Origin of the sequence: Streptomyces sp. NPDC020983 (assembly GCF_044333485.1) — a bacterium.
In the GTDB taxonomy this organism is placed as follows: Bacteria; Actinomycetota; Actinomycetes; order Streptomycetales; family Streptomycetaceae; genus Actinacidiphila.
Map to the genome: position 1 here is coordinate 55344 of NZ_JBIRRA010000006.1, position 14969 is coordinate 70312.

Below are 14969 nucleotides of genomic sequence, written 5' to 3' on the forward strand. Positions count from 1 at the left end.
CCGCACTCCCTGTGGACAACCGGGAGGGCCGCTGCTCAGTGCACCGGGCGGTGCACGTCCTGGGCCTGTGACGGGCCCGGCGTGGTGTCGGCGATCCACGGCCCCTCCCGGCTGGGGTCGACGATGCCCGCCTCCAGCCAGGTAGTGTCGCCGTCGAGCACCGCGCGGGTCAGGGCGCGGTCGGGCCCGTCGGTGTTGGTCCACAGCCGCGCGAACAGCTCGTCGGTGCGGATCCGCGCCTGCCGGCAGAAGGTGTCGGCCAGCAGCCGGGCCTGCGGCCCGTGGCCGCTGCTCGCCGCCAGGTGCTGGGCGCGCACGCACGCGGCGCTGATCGCGAACAGCTCGGCACCGATGTCGACGATCCGGGCCAGGAAGTTCTGCTTGGTCTCCATCCGGCCCTGCCACCGCGACATGGCGTAGAAGGTGCAGCGGGCCAGCTTGCGGCAGCCCCGCTCGGCGTAGCGCAGATGGGTGGCCAGGCCGTCGAACTCGGCGTAGGCGTTCGGCAGCCGGCCCGGCCCGGCGACGAGCTTGGGCAGCCACTTGGCGTAGAAGCCGCCGGCCTTCGCACCGGCGCGCGCCTTGTCGCCGAGCGAGGCGTCCGGGTCGATGAGGTCGCCGGCCACCGACAGGTGGGCGTCGACGGCCTCCCGCGCGATCAGCAGGTGCATGATCTCGGTGGAGCCCTCGAAGATCCGGTTGATCCGCAGGTCGCGCAGCAGCTGCTCGGCGGGCACCGCGCGTTCGCCGCGCGCCGCGAGCGAGTCGGCGGTCTCGAAGCCGCGCCCGCCGCGGATCTGCACCAGTTCGTCGGCGATCCGGCAGGCGGCCTCCGAGCCGTAGAGCTTGGCGAGGGCGGCCTCGATCCGGATGTCGTTGCGGTCCTCGTCGGCCATCTGCGAGGACAGGTCGAGCACCGCCTCCAGCGCGAAGGTGGTGGCGGCGATGTAGGCGATCTTGGACCCGACCGCCTCGTGCCGTCCGATCGGCCTGCCCCACTGCTCGCGGGCGCCGGACCACTCCCGGGCGATCTTCAGGCACCACTTCGCCGCGCCGACGCAGCCCGCGGGCAGGGACAGCCGGCCGGTGTTGAGGGTGGTCAGGGCGATCTTCAGCCCCGCACCCTCGGGCCCGATGCGGTTCGCGGCGGGCACCCGCACCCGGTGGAAGCGCGTGACGCCGTTCTCGATGCCGCGGAGGCCCATGAAGGCGTTGCGGTGCTCGACGGTGATGCCGGGGGAATCGGCCTCGACGACGAAGGCCGAGATGCCGCCCTTGTGTCCCTCGGACGCGGGCACCCGTGCCATGACGACCAGCAGGTCGGCCACGACGCCGTTGGTCGTCCACAGCTTCACGCCGTCCAGGACGTAGTCGTCGCCGTCGGGCACCGCGCTGGTGGCGAGCCGGGCCGGGTCCGAGCCGACGTCGGGCTCGGTGAGCAGGAATGCGCTGATGTCGCTGCGGGCGCAGCGCGGCAGGAAGGCCTGCTTCTGCTCCTCGGTGCCGAACATCTTCACCGGCTGCGGGACGCCGATCGACTGGTGGGCCGACAGCAGCGCGCCGACCGCCGGGCTCGCCGAGCCCACCAGCGCCAGCGCCTTGTTGTAGTACACCTGGGTGAGTCCGAGGCCGCCGTAGGCGGGGTCGATCTTCATCCCGAGGGCGCCCAGCTCCTTCAGGCCCCGGATCGTCTCGTCGGGGATGCGCGCCTCGCGGTCGATGAGGGCCCCATCGACCGAGGTCTCGCAGAACTCCCGCAGCCGGGCCAGGAACTCCTCGCCCCTGGCCTCGGCCTCCGGCGCGGGCTGCGGATAGGGGTGGATCAGGTCCAGGCGGAAGCGGCCGAGGAAGAGCTCCTTGGCGAAGCTCGGCCTGTGCCAGTCCTGCTCGCGAGCGGCCTCCGCGACCTGTCGGGCCTCGCGCTCGGTGACCTTGGGTGCTGTGGTGGGTGCGGACACGGGTACGTCACCTCCGGGTAGCCGGTCGTCAACCGGTGCTACGTGTCCGTACTACCCGAATTCCGGCAACCCCACCAGACGAGCCGTCAGCGCCCGGCGGCCGCTCCCGGCCGCCGGGCGCGGCCGCGTCACAGGTCGAGGCCGGTGAGCACCAGGACCCGCTCGTAGGTGTAGTCCTCCATCGCGAACCGCACTCCCTCGCGTCCGCTGCCGGAGTCCTTCACCCCGCCGTACGGCATCTGGTCGGCGCGGTAGGAGGGCGCATCGCCGATCACCACACCGCCGACCTCCAGTTCGCGGTGGGCGCGGAAGGCCAGCCGCAGGTCGTGCGTGAAGACGCCGGCCTGGAGGCCGAAGCGGGAGTCGTTGACGGCGGCGAAGGCCTCGTCGGCGCCGTTCACCCGGTGCAGTGACAGCACCGGCCCGAAGACCTCCTCGGTGGCGAGCACCGCGTCCGGCGGCAGGTCGGCCAGCACGGTGGGGGCGTAGCTCGCGCCCTCCCGCGTGCCCCCCGCGAGCAGCTTCGCGCCCTTGGCCACGGCGTCGTCCACCCACTGCGCGACCCGTACGGCCGCAGCCTCGCTGACCAGCGGGCCGACGTCGGTCGCGGCGTCGGACGGGTCGCCGGTGACCTGGGCCCGGACCTGCGCCACCACGCGCTCCGCCAGCGCGTCGTAGACGGCCGCGTCGGCGACGACCCGCTGCACCGAGATGCAGGACTGGCCGCCCTGGTAGTTCGCGAAGGTGGCGATACGCGCCGCGGCCCGGTCGAGGTCGGCGTCCGAGGACCAGTCGGCGAGCACCACGGCCGCCGCGTTGCCGCCCAGTTCCAGCGTGACGTGCTTGCGCGGCACCGAGTCGGCGATGGCGTGGCCCACCGTGTCGGAACCGGTGAAGGAGATCACCGGCAGCCGGGGGTCCTGCACCAGTGCGGGCATCCGGTCGTTCGGCACCGGCAGCACGCTCCACGCGCCGGCCGGCAGCCCCTCGGTCTCCGCGAGGATCTCGCCGAGCAGCAGTGCCGACAGGGGGGTCGCGGGGGCGGGCTTGACGATGATCGGGACGCCCACCGCGAGCGCCGGGGCGACCTTGTGCGCCACCAGGTTCAGCGGGAAGTTGAAGGGCGCTATGCCCAGCACCGGTCCGTGCCCGAAGCGCCGGGTCAGCGCGAGCCGCCCCACGCCGCCCGGGTCGGTGTCCAGCCGCTGCGCCTCCCCCGCGTTGAAGCGGCGGGCCTCCTCCGCCGCCCAGCGGAAGACCGACACCGCGCGGCCCACCTCGCCGCGCGCCCACTTCAGCGGCTTGCCGTTCTCCGCGGTGATCAGCCGGGCCACCTCCTCGGCGCGTTCGGCCAGCCGCCGCGAGACGTGGTCCAGGGCCGCCGCCCGCACGTGCGCGGGCGTCGCCTCGAAGGCCCGGTGGGCCGCTGCCGCCGCCGCGACCGCAGCCTCCACCTGCGCCTCGTCCGGCACGCTCACCCTCCCGACGGCCGAACCGTCCCAGGGGCTCGTCACGTCGAAGGTGTCCCGGCCGGTGGCCCGGGTGCCGGCCAGCCAGAACGCGTACGGTTCCGCCGTCGCCACGCTCGTCACGGTGGGTTCCGCCTTCCTGTCGGGGGTGTCGCTCGCCGGGCCCCACCGTAGACAGCGCGGCCGGCCGGCCGTGTTGTCCACGGCGGCGTACCCGCGCGCCGCCACGTGACGCTCTGGCCAGCGCCTGCCGCCCGCTACGCCACCACCCGGGCCCGCACCGCCCGCCAGGGGCCTGCGATCCCGCCGAAGCCGCCCCCGCGGCCCCGCCGCCGCACCTATCCTGGCCGCCCGGACGGCGGAGGGGGCAGCACATGGCGGAGACGGTCACGATCGCACTGGGCGACGGCACGCAGGTGCAGGCCGAGGTCGTCGGGCAGGTGCCCTTCCAGAGCGCCGACGAGTCCGGCGCCTTCAGCGACGTCGGTATCCGGTCGCGCGCCGCGGCCGCGGGCTCCGCCGTCACCCTCACCCTCGACGGCGTGCGCGACACGGTCCGGGCGGTCGGCCGGTGGGCCGCGGAGACCGTCACGGAGGGCGGTGCGGCCGGCGCGCCGGACTCCTTCGAGGTCGAGTTCGGCCTCAAGCTCGCAGTGAAGTCCGGACAGCTGCTCGGCGTCATCGCCGAGGCCGGCGCGGAGGCCGGACTGACGGTCAAGCTGTCCTGGGACCTCGCCGCGCGCCGGGCCGCGGCAGCGGGCGGCTCCGCAGGGGGGACGGGAACGGCTTCCCCGGACCCGGCGCCCTGACGGCCGCAGGACCGGAGCCGGACCCGGCGCGGTGACGGCCGCACGACCGGAGCCGGACATGGCGCCGTGACGGCCGCACGACCGGAGCCGGACCCGGCGCGGTGACGGCCGCACGACCGGAGCCGGACCCCCGGCTGCCCGCTCAGCCGTCCGCCTCCGCCTCGGTCTTGAGGGCGAGCCACAGCTCCATCCGCACGTCCGGGTCGTCGAGCGAGCAGCCCAGGATCTCCTCCACCCGGCGCATCCGGTAGCGCAGCGTGTGGCGGTGGACCCCGAGGTCGGCCGCCGCCGCGTCCCACTGCCCGTGGTGCGACAGCCACGCGCGCAGCGACGCCACGAGGTCGCCGCGCGACGTCGCGTCGTGCTCCCGCAGCGGCCGCAGCAGCCCCTCGGCGAAGGCCCGTACGGCGTCGGCCGCGAGCAGCGGCACCACCGAGCCCGCCCCGACCTCGCCGTGCTCGACCAGATTGCGCCCGCGGCGCACCGCGACCGCCAGGGCCCGCTCCGCCTGCCGGTGCGCCTCCGGCACCTCCTCGGCCGGCACCGCCGCCGACAGCCCGGCCGACAGCGCGTCCTCGGCCTCCGCCAGATCCGCCGCCGCGGCCAGCACCGTGGCGTCCTCGGCGGCGAGCAGCACCAGCCGGGTGCCCTCGTGCACGGTCAGCAGCGGCTCGCCCGAACGCCCCGCGGCCGCGTCCACCTGCTCGGCGAGCCGGGCCAGCGCCTCGGCCCCGAGACGGTCGTCCGCGGGCTCGGCGACCAGCACCCGCACCGGGTGGTCGAGCAGGGCGCCGTAGAGACCGCCCGCGGTGTCGCGGGCGTGCCCGGGCTCGCCCGCGAGCAGCATCCGCAGCACCGCCGCCGCCAGCCGGACGTGCGCCTCCTGGAGGGTCCTGGACTGCTCCAGGGACAGCGTCAGCAGCGCGACCGCGGCGTTGACCACGTAGCGGGCGGACGTGTCGAGGCGGCCCTCCGTGCCGACCGCCAGATAGCCGCGCGGGCGCCGCCCGGTGCCCAGCGACTGGATCTCGACCCTGTCCTCGCACCCCGCGGACCCCTCGACCGAGGCGCCCGCCGGCCCCTGGATCCCGCGCATCCGCTCCACCTCGGCACCCAGCCGGGCCGCCCGCTTCCCCGCCCACTCCGGGGCGGTGGCCAGCACCGCGCCCGAGGCGTCGTAGAGGGCCGCCCAGCCGTCGAGGTGGCAGGCCAGCCGGGTGAGCAGTGCGGCGGGCCCGTCCGGGGCGAGAGCGGCGCGGGTCAGGTCGCGCTGCGCCTCGAAGCCCGCCGTCACCGCTTTGTAGCGGTCCGCGGCCAGGGCTGCCGAGACGGTCTTGCTGATCGCGATGAAGGGCGTCCTGCGCGGCACCTCCAGCAGCGGCAGCCCCGCCTGCGCCGCCGCCTCCACCAGCGCGGCCGGCACCGCGTCGTGCCCCACCCCCACGCCGAAACCCAGCCCCACCACGCGGGCACCCGTGAGCCGCCGCACGTAACCGCGCAGCGACTCGGGATCCTCGACGTCGAGAGCGAGCCCCGTCGTGAGCAGCAGCTCGCCGCCCTCCAGGTACGGGCCCGGGTCGTCCAGCTCGCTGGTGTGCACCCAGCGCACCTCGGACCCCAGCCGTTCCCCGCCGGCGAGAACGGTGAGCTTCAGGGCCGAGTGCTGCGCGAGGGACGCAAGGGTGAGGGGCATACGGACCAGGCACCGGCAATCGCTGGACGTTCGGCCGGCCGGGAATGGCCGCCGCACCAATTGTGCCGCACCGTCCGCCCCGCGCCCGTCACCCCCGAAGATCCACCAGCACCGGCGGCGCGCTCTCCCCCGCCGTCGTGGTGAACGACACCACCGCGTGCCCGGCGGGCACGCCGTTCGCCAGATCCGACGCCGACCACCGCTCCCGCTCCACCTCCCTGACGGTCACCGACTCGGTGGTGACCGCTTCGCCGGTGAAGACCTTGCGCACGCCGCGGCTGAGACGGCGCGTGAAGCCCCCCGACTGGTCGGGGGTCCGGGTCACGTCCCTGGTCTGCACCCAGGCGGTGCCCCACGCCTCGGCGAAGTGCTTGCCGTCCCAGGTGGTGACCCCGGACATGACCATCCGGCAGCCCATCGCGGCGACCAGCGCCGTCCGCAGGTCGTCCGGCACCTCGTCCAGCGTGCGCAGCGCCAGGACCACCCCGGCGTTCGCCGAGCGGAGCCGGGCGAAGCCGCGTACGGATCCGGCGCCGACCGCGTGGGCCGCGTCGTCGAGGACGAGACAGGCGAAGAGCGAACGGTCGCGCCGCGCGCTCATGGCCGCGGTGAACTGCGCGAGCACGAGCCGCACCAGGACGCGCGCGGCCTCGGCGTGCCCGTGCGCCGGCAGATCGACGCGGACCCGCACCGGATGCTCCAGCGCCCGCATGGTGAAGGGGCGCGACCGGCCCGTGACGTCGAAGAACCCGGCGAAGGCCGGCCTGTCGAGGAGGGCGATCCGGTCCGCGAGCTGCGGCGCGATGTCCCCGCGCTGCGCCGTCTGCCGCTCCCGCGCGTCCAGCTCCCTGACCAGCCCGGGGGCGCCTGCGGCGTCGAGGGCCTGGCGCAGCGCGGCGAACGCGTGCGGCGTGCCGTCGAGGAGCTCGCGCAGCTCCGGCACGGAGGGGAAGCGGCCGAACGCCGCGTGGAAGGGCCCGAGGATCTGGCTGAGCGCGGTCGCCGCCCGGCGCACGTCCTGCTGCCGGGCGCCGGGCCCGTCCACGAGCGCCTCGGCCAGCGTTCCCGCCGCGACGTCCGGGTCGTCGCTGCCGTAGAGATCCAGGTCGTACCGGGAGGACGGGTCCGCGAGGCCGATGACGACGTCGTACGCGTCGGCCGAGCCGAGCTCCGCCCCCGCCGTACCGACCACCACCACCGCCGCCTGACCGGTCAGCGCCTGCAGGCACAGCGACTCGGCGACCGGCCGCACCACCGTGCGGGTCTTTCCCGCTCCCGACGGGCCGACCACCAGGAGCCCGGTCCCCAGCAGCGCCGGATCGAACGCGATCCCGGAACCGCGGTGCTGGTACGGGTTCCGCTCGGCGTCGACACCGCGGCCGATGCGGACCTGACGTGCCAGCAGGTCGTGCGCCGCCGCGCGGCGCGGCAGGTCCCGCTCACCCGAGGGATGCGTGAAGGCCGCGGCCCCCTCACCCAGCACGGCGTCGCCGAACGCGGCGACTCCCCCGGCCCCGGCCCGCGCGACCGCCCAGGCACGGTTGATGCGGACGTAGTCGACGTCGTTCATCCGCCCGACCCGCACCTCACCGGCGAGCCGGTCGGCGAGGCCGTGCTGGTTCGCCGCCCGGAGCTCGGGCCATTCGACGAGGTCAGGGGCTCCTTGCACCGGAGCGGACGTCTCCACGTCCTCAGTGACGAGTCTGCGAAGCGTAGGCACTGCGAAACGTTGCCACACCTGGCGCCAATTGCCGATCCTGGCGCAGATCCAGGCAAGGAGAAACGTGCAGACAGCGGCCCACAGGCGCGTGGCGGCGTTGAAGGCGTTGGTGTCGGTCCCGGCTCCGCTGCGCCAGTGATCGGGGGTGAACCATATGACGGGCCAGATCCAGAAGTCGAAATAGCCGTCCCGGAACAACGACCAGACCAGGAGGCCGACCAGCAGGGTCAGGAGTGCACCACCGAGCAGCCGCCGCGACGGCATCTGCTTCGGGTCCGGCTCAGGGCGGGGTGTGTGCCCGAAACCGTAGATGCCTGGCGCGTCCACCGCCCGTGGCGTGTGCAGCCAGCGTTCCAGGGCGGACGCGGGCGGAGCCTTCGCCGGCGCCGGCGGCACGGGGGGGCGGGGGGCGGGGGGGCGGGGTGGGGGTGGGACCGCGGGGGGTGGGGGTGGGTTGGTGGCGGGCCGGCGCTGCCTGCCCTCGTAATCCATGGCTTCCATGGCGCGTCTGCCCCTCGTCGCCGCCCGATGCGCACAATGTAGTCGCACCGCTACGCCGGACGAAAGGATCTTGGCGGGATGCCACCCGCCCCGGCGCCGGCGGGGCACTGGCCGTTGCGGCGAAGACTCGCCGGCGAGTGCGACCGTTCGGCGTATGCGGGGGCGGGAGGGGGGAGCCTAGCCTCGCGGGGCGGGTCCGGATGGGTCGCTGGTGAGCGAATAGAGGAGAGTGGGCGTCATGGGCGGATTGCCGCAGGAGCGCAGGCTGGTCACCGAGGTGCCGGGGCCGCGGTCGCGGGAGTTGCTGGCGCGGAAGTCGGCGGCGGTCGCGGACGGCGTGGGCGTGACGCTGCCGGTGTTCGTGACCCGGGCGGGCGGCGGTGTCGTCGAGGACGTGGACGGCAACCGGCTGATCGACTTCGGTTCGGGCATCGCCGTGACGTCGGTGGGCAACAGCGCGCCCGAGGTGGTGCGCCGGGCGTCGGCGCAGCTCGCCGACTTCACGCACACCTGTTTCATGATCACTCCCTACGAGGGCTACGTCGAGGTCGCCGAGGAGCTCAACGCGCTGACGCCGGGCGACCACGCCAAGAAGTCCGCGCTGTTCAACTCGGGCGCGGAGGCGGTGGAGAACGCGGTGAAGATCGCCCGCTCCTACACCGGGCGGCCGGCGGTCGTGGTCTTCGACCACGGCTACCACGGGCGTACCAACCTCACGATGGCGCTGACGGCGAAGAACATGCCGTACAAGGAGGGCTTCGGGCCCTTCGCGCCGGAGGTCTACCGCGTGCCGCTGGCGTACGGCTACCGCTGGCTGACCGGGCCGGAGAACGCCGCGGAGGAGGCGGCCGCGCAGGCGATCGACATCATCACCAAGCAGATCGGCGCGGAGCACGTGGCGGCGATCGTGATCGAGCCGATCGCGGGCGAGGGCGGCTTCATCGTGCCGGCGCGCGGCTTCCTGCCGCGCATGGCGCGCTTCGCGAAGGACAACGGGATCGTCTTCGTGGCGGACGAGATCCAGACGGGCTTCTGCCGGACCGGGCAGTGGTTCGCCTGCGAGGACGAGGGCGTGGTACCGGACCTCGTCACGACGGCGAAGGGCATCGCCGGCGGCCTGCCGCTCGCCGCGGTGACCGGACGGGCGGAGATCATGGACGCGGCGCACCCGGGCGGCCTGGGCGGCACCTACGGCGGCAACCCGGTGGCGTGTGCGGCGGCGCTGGGCGCGATCGCGACGATGAAGGAGCTGGACCTGCCGGCGAAGGCGCGGCGGATCGGCGAGGTGATGACGCCGCGGCTGCGCGCGCTGCAGGAGAAGTACCCGGCGATCGGCGAGGTGCGCGGGCGCGGCGCGATGATCGCGGTGGAGCTGGTGCGGCCGGGCACGAAGGAGCCGGACGCGGCGCTGACGTCGGCCGTCGCCAAGGCCTGCCACGCCGCGGGCCTGGTGGTGCTCACCTGCGGGACGTACGGGAACGTGCTGCGTTTCCTGCCGCCGCTGGTGATCGGGGAGGATCTGCTGGAGGAGGGCCTCGGCATCATCGAGGAGGCCTTCGCCGGGGCGGTGTGAGCCGGCCGGCGAGGGGACGCGAAACGGCGCGTGAGCTGGGATGCGAGCGGGAATGTGAGCCGGGCGTGACGATGCGGGGACGGCGGGTTCGAGCGAGGGCGGCGGGTCGTGAAGAACGTGTGCGGGCCTGATGGCGGACGGGTGATCGGGCTGTCCGGCCCCTTCCCGGTGCCCTACCGTTTCTTGCGAACACCCCGCTCGAAACCGGCTCCGGTGGATCCGGCGAAGGGCGGCAACGCGCCGGTGATTCCCCATCGCCGGTACGGCAGTGCCCTCGCGCACGAAACCGCCGGGTTCGCAGGTGGGCCCGGCACACCTCGCCGATCGGTCGGCCGTTCGTCCCACACCCCCCGGGGCGGGCGGCCCGGCGATCGCCCTGGCCGCCCCGGAGCTCTCCCCCCTGTTCCGGGGCGGCGTTCTGCTGCCCGGAGTGCCCGGACCGCCGTGAGTGCCCGGCGTGCCCCTGGCGCCTGGGGCCCCCGGAACCCCCTGATCGCCGGCCCCGCCCGCAGCCTCGCCGGGCTCGCCGCCGTCTTCTGCACGGGCATCGCCCTCTTCGCCGTTCTCACCGCCCAGGTGTCGGGCGGCGGACGGCTGGTGGGGCGGGACTGGGCGGTGCTCGGCTGGTTCCAGCACGCCGCGGCGGCGCATCCGGAGCTGACCGGACCGTCGCAGGTGCTGTCGGACGTGGGGAACGTGCAGGTGGCGGTACCCCTGCTGCTCGTGGCGGTGGTGGCCGCGGGGGTGTCGGGGAAGCGGTCCGGGTTGCCGCTGTGGTGGCTGCCGCCACTGGCCGCGGTGCTGGCGATGGCGCTGGTGCCGCTGGTGGTGGGGCGGGTGAAGGCGGCGGTGGCCCGGCCCGCGCCGGGCAAGCTGCGCCTGGGGCCGGACGGTTATGCGGGCTTCTTCCCCTCCGGGCACACCGCGACGTCGTCGGTGGCGGTGGGCGGGGCGGCGCTGCTGGTGCTGCCGGCGGTCGCGCGGGCGGCGCTGCGCCGGGCGCTCTACGCGGCGGCGCTGCTGCTGGCCGCGGGGGTGGGCGCGGGCCTGGTGTGGCACGGCTACCACTGGCCGCTCGACGTGCTGGCGAGCTGGTGCCTGGCGGCCTCGCTGCTGTCGCTGGTGGCGGCGGCCGGCGTGCTGGCCCGGGCGGCGGCCGTACGGGACGGGCCTTCGGAGGCGGGCGGGGAGTCCGTGGCCGATGCCGCCGTGTGAGGTGGGTGCGACCGGGTGCGGCGGCCGCCGGCAGCGGCCGGGGGGCGCCGGAGGTCCGGTTCAGCCGTCCGCGAGCCGGGCGGCCGCCTCGTGCATCGCCGCGTCCAGCACGTCGGGGTCGGTGAGGTGCCCCGTGCCGTCCGGCGGGATGAGCCAGCGCACACCGCCGGTGGGGCGGCCGGGGTAGGGGACGACGATCCAGGCGCCGCGGCCGAGCCCGCGCACCCCGCCGGCCAGCCAGCGGTCCGTGGTGCCCGCGGGGACGAAGAAGCCGAGCCGCGTGTCGCCGAAGTCGGCGAGCACGGGTCCGGGCCGGGCCGCGAGGCCGGTCAGGACGTCCAGGGTGGGGTGGCCCAGCTCGCCGCGCAGGATCAGGACGTCCCACAGCCGTCCGGCGGGCAGCAGGACGACACCCAGCGGGTTGCTCTCCCATTCCCGTCGGACGGCCGCCGGGTCGTCTGCCGCCGACGCCAGCCACTCGACCGCGCTCCTCGCTCCGGTGCTGCCCATGCCCGCTCCTCCTTCTGCCGTGTGGCGCACGTCCGTCACCGGAGGAGAGGCCGCGGGGCGCCGGCTCTTACGCGGGTTCTCCTGCCGGCCGGGGGTGACGCGGCTCACAGCGCGCCCGACGCCCCCGCTCCCCCGCGGCTGCGGCCCGCGCCCGGATGCCGGTGGGGCCGGACACCCCGGCACCGGTGGGGCCGCCGCGGACGGGGACGGCGGTGAGCACGGCGCCCGCGACGACGCCCGGGCCGTCACCGGCGGGCGGCAACCGCGGTGCAAGGGCCGCGTTCTACGATGAGGCGGCACCGCAGCCGGTGCCCGCCGTCCGCTTCCAGGAGGATCCGCATGCCCGACAGCGCCGCCGCAGGCGGGCTCGACGCCTTCATCGCCGGGCTGCCGAAGGCCGAACTGCACGTCCACCACGTGGGGTCGGCGTCCCCGCGGATCGTCGCGGAGCTGGCCGCGCGGCACCCGGACTCTGCGGTGCCGGCCGATCCGGAGGCGCTCGCCGGCTTCTTCACCTTCCGGGACTTCGCGCACTTCATCCAGGTCTACCTGTCGGTCGTCGACCTCATCCGGGACGCGGAGGACGTGCGGCTGCTCACCTTCGAGGTGGCACGGGACATGGCGCGGCAGAACGTGCGCTACGCCGAACTGACCGTCACCCCGTACAGCTCGACCCGGCGGGGCATCCCCGACCGGGAGTTCATGGCGGCGATCGAGGACGCGCGCAAGGCGGCCGAGGCGGAGCTGGGGGTGACGCTGCGCTGGTGCTTCGACATCCCCGGCGAGGCGGGGCTCGTCTCCGCGGAGGAGACCGCGCGGATGGCCCTGGAGCTGCAGCCCGACGGTCTGGTGTCGTTCGGTCTGGGCGGCCCGGAGACAGGGGTCCCGCGCCCGCAGTTCAAGCCGTACTTCGACCGCGCCCGGGCCGCGGGACTGCACAGCGTGCCGCACGCCGGGGAGACCACCGGGCCGGAGACGGTGTGGGACGCGCTGCGCGAGCTGGGCGCCGAGCGGATCGGCCACGGCACCAGCGCCGCCCGGGACCCGCGGCTGCTGGAGCACCTGGCCGAGCACCGCATCCCGCTGGAGGTGTGCCCGACCTCCAACATCGCCACCCGCGCGGTCGCCACCCTCGACGAGCACCCGATACGGCAGATGGTCGAGGCGGGCGTCCTGGTCACCGTCAACAGCGACGACCCGCCCATGTTCGGCACCGACCTCAACACCGAGTACGCGGTGGCCGCCCGGCTGCTGGGGCTGGACCACCGCGGGGTCGCGGAGCTGGCGAAGAACGCCGTGCAGGCGTCCTTCCTGGACGCGCCCGGCAAGGCGCGGATCACCGCCGAGATCGACACGTACACCGCCGCATGGTGACGGCCGTCGCCCACCGCGGCGACCCGTACGAGCACCGTGAGAACACCCTCCCGTCGGTGCGTTCGGCGCTGCTGAAGGGCGCGGACGCGGTGGAGGTGGACGTACGGCTGACGCGCGACGGGGTGCCGGTGCTGCTGCACGACCGGACGCTGGACCGGCTGTGGGGCCACCCGCGGGAGGTCGGCGCGCTCACCCTCGGCCAGCTCGCGGACGCCACCGGCGGCGGCGTTCCGACGCTCGCCGCCGCGCTCGCCGAACTGGACCGGCACCCGCACGGGCGGATCCTGCTCGACCTCACCGAGGCCGCGCAGGCCGCGCCGACGCTGGCCGCGGTCGACGCGGCGGGCGCGGGCGGGCGCGTGTACTACTGCGGCGAGAGCGCCGCGATGCGCGCGGTGCGGGCCGCGGACCCGGCCGCCGAGATCGCGCTGACGTGGACGACCTCGGTACGGCCCACGGCCGCGCTCCTCACCGCGGTGGCACCGCGCTGGCTCAACCTGCGCTTCGGCCTGGTGAACCCGGCGACGGTGGACTTCGCGCGCGAGCACGGCCTGCTGGTGGCGGCGTGGACGGCGGACTGGCCGCCGACCATGCGCCGGCTGCTGGCACTCGGGGTCGACTCGGTCACCACCAACCGGCTCACCTCGCTGCAGCGGATCGTCGCGCGCCGCGGACGGCGGCGCGGCTGAGCGGCGTCAGTCCAGGGACGTCATCACGTGCTTGACGCGCGTGTAGTCCTCGAAGCCGTACGACGACAGGTCCTTGCCGTAGCCGGACTTCTTGAAGCCGCCGTGCGGCATCTCGGCGACCAGCGGGATGTGGGTGTTGATCCACACGCAGCCGAAGTCCAGCCGCCGCGACATCCGCATGGCGCGCGCGTGGTCCCTGGTCCACACCGAGGAGGCGAGCGCGTACTCCACGCCGTTGGCCCACTCGACGGCCTGGTCCTCGTCGGTGAAGGACTGCACCGTGATGACCGGGCCGAAGACCTCGTGCTGGATGATCTCGTCGTCCTGCCGCAGGCCCGAGACGACGGTGGGCGCGAAGAAGTAGCCGACCTCGCCCACCCGGAAGCCGCCGGTCTCCACCTTGGCGTGCGCGGGCAGCCGGTCGATGAAGCCGCTGACCCGCTCCAGCTGGCCGGCGTTGTTGAGCGGCCCGTAGAGGACGTCCTCGTCGGTCGGCAGGCCCGTCTTCGTCTCGACGGCGGCCTTGGCGAGCGCGGCGGTGAACTCGTCGCGGATCGACTCGTGCACCAGCACGCGGGTGGCGGCGGTGCAGTCCTGGCCGGCGTTGAAGAAGCCGGCGACGGCGATGTCCTGGACGGCGCGCGGGATGTCGACGTCCTCGAAGACCACCACCGGGGCCTTGCCGCCCAGTTCGAGGTGCACGCGCTTGAGGTCGCGGGCGGCGGAGCCGGCCACCTCCATGCCGGCCCGGACGGAGCCGGTGATGGACGCCATCGCCGGGACGTGGTGCTCGACCATGAGCCGGCCGGTGTCGCGGTCGCCGCAGACGACGTTGAAGACGCCCTTGGGCAGGAACTCCGCCATGATCCCGGCGAGCAGCACGGTGGAGGCGGGGGTGGTGTCGGAGGGCTTGAGCACCACGGTGTTGCCCGCGGCGATGGCCGGGGCGAACTTCCACACGGCCATCATCATCGGGTAGTTCCACGGCGCGACCTGCGCGCACACCCCGACGGGCTCGCGCCGCACGAAGGACGTCAGCCCCTCCATGTACTCGCCGGCGGAGCGGCCCTCCAGCATGCGGGCGGCGCCGGCGAAGAAGCGGATCTGGTCGACCATGGGCGGGATCTCCTCGCTCATGGTCAGCCCGAGGGGCTTGCCGGTGTTCTCGCTCTCGGCCTCGACCAGTTCGGCCGCGCGGGCCTCGACGGCGTCGGCGATCCGCAGCAGCGCCTTCTGCCGGTCGGAGGGTGTCGTGTCGCGCCAGCCGGGGAAGGCCGCGGCCGCCGCCGCCATGGCCGCGTCGACGTCGGCGGCGCCCGACAGCGGCGCCGTGGCGTAGACGTCGCCGGTCGCCGGGTTGACCACCTGCGTGGTGCGGCCGTCCGCGGCGGCGCGGAACTCCCCGTCGATGTGGTTGCGCAGAGTGCGGAGTTCGGTCACGGCGTTTGCTCCCTGGTC

11 protein-coding genes are annotated in these 14969 nt (G+C 74.8%); 5 read left to right on the plus strand and 6 right to left on the minus strand.

Translation table 11 applies throughout. The features are described 5' to 3' along the window. Positions 1–35: 35 nt before the first annotated feature. Positions 36–1958, minus strand: coding sequence for an acyl-CoA dehydrogenase family protein (locus ACH4SE_RS14555; RefSeq protein WP_398543725.1), 1923 nt, complete (start codon positions 1956–1958; stop codon positions 36–38). Between the two features lie 128 nt (positions 1959–2086). After that, positions 2087–3541, minus strand: a complete 1455-nt coding sequence (locus tag ACH4SE_RS14560) for an aldehyde dehydrogenase family protein (RefSeq protein ID WP_398543726.1) — start codon at positions 3539–3541, stop codon at positions 2087–2089. Positions 3542–3801: 260 nt separating this feature from the next. On the opposite strand from ACH4SE_RS14560, the gene ACH4SE_RS14565 reads away from it, so the two are divergent. Then, entirely contained in the window at positions 3802–4236 is a 435-nt protein-coding gene (locus tag ACH4SE_RS14565) for a CU044_2847 family protein (RefSeq protein WP_398543727.1), read from the plus strand. A 142-nt stretch (positions 4237–4378) separates the two neighbouring features. Here the strand turns inward: ACH4SE_RS14565 and ACH4SE_RS14570 are convergent, their stop codons facing one another. Then, positions 4379–5929 (minus strand): PucR family transcriptional regulator, encoded by a 1551-nt coding sequence (locus tag ACH4SE_RS14570; protein ID WP_398543728.1) that lies wholly within the window; start codon positions 5927–5929, stop codon positions 4379–4381. A gap of 88 nt (positions 5930–6017) precedes the next feature. Next, complete coding sequence (locus tag ACH4SE_RS14575) at positions 6018–7976, minus strand: ATP-binding protein (RefSeq protein WP_398543729.1); 1959 nt, start codon at positions 7974–7976, stop codon at positions 6018–6020. 412 nt (positions 7977–8388) lie between these two features. Here ACH4SE_RS14575 and gabT point away from each other — a divergent pair, with 412 nt between their 5' ends. Beyond that, the gene (gene gabT / locus ACH4SE_RS14580; RefSeq protein WP_398543730.1) at positions 8389–9723 is read left to right on the plus strand and encodes a 4-aminobutyrate--2-oxoglutarate transaminase; all 1335 of its coding nucleotides are present in this window, start codon (positions 8389–8391) and stop codon (positions 9721–9723) included. 444 nt (positions 9724–10167) lie between these two features. After that, on the plus strand, positions 10168–10938 hold the full coding sequence (locus ACH4SE_RS14585; protein ID WP_398543731.1) for a phosphatase PAP2 family protein: 771 nt from the start codon (positions 10168–10170) through the stop codon (positions 10936–10938). 60 nt (positions 10939–10998) lie between these two features. Here ACH4SE_RS14585 and ACH4SE_RS14590 read toward each other — a convergent pair whose 3' ends face one another. Then, positions 10999–11448, minus strand: coding sequence for a hypothetical protein (locus ACH4SE_RS14590; protein WP_398543732.1), 450 nt, complete (start codon positions 11446–11448; stop codon positions 10999–11001). A 288-nt stretch (positions 11449–11736) separates the two neighbouring features. Here ACH4SE_RS14590 and ACH4SE_RS14595 point away from each other — a divergent pair, with 288 nt between their 5' ends. Then, the gene (locus ACH4SE_RS14595; protein WP_398543733.1) at positions 11737–12822 is read left to right on the plus strand and encodes an adenosine deaminase; all 1086 of its coding nucleotides are present in this window, start codon (positions 11737–11739) and stop codon (positions 12820–12822) included. Next, positions 12816–13511: a glycerophosphodiester phosphodiesterase gene (locus tag ACH4SE_RS14600; RefSeq protein WP_398543734.1), complete on the plus strand. Its 696-nt coding sequence runs from the start codon at positions 12816–12818 to the stop codon at positions 13509–13511. The genes ACH4SE_RS14595 and ACH4SE_RS14600 overlap by 7 nt, the downstream gene beginning before the upstream one ends. 6 nt (positions 13512–13517) lie before the next feature. Here the strand turns inward: ACH4SE_RS14600 and ACH4SE_RS14605 are convergent, their stop codons facing one another. Beyond that, complete coding sequence (locus ACH4SE_RS14605) at positions 13518–14951, minus strand: gamma-aminobutyraldehyde dehydrogenase (RefSeq protein WP_398543735.1); 1434 nt, start codon at positions 14949–14951, stop codon at positions 13518–13520. Positions 14952–14969 lie beyond the last annotated feature (18 nt).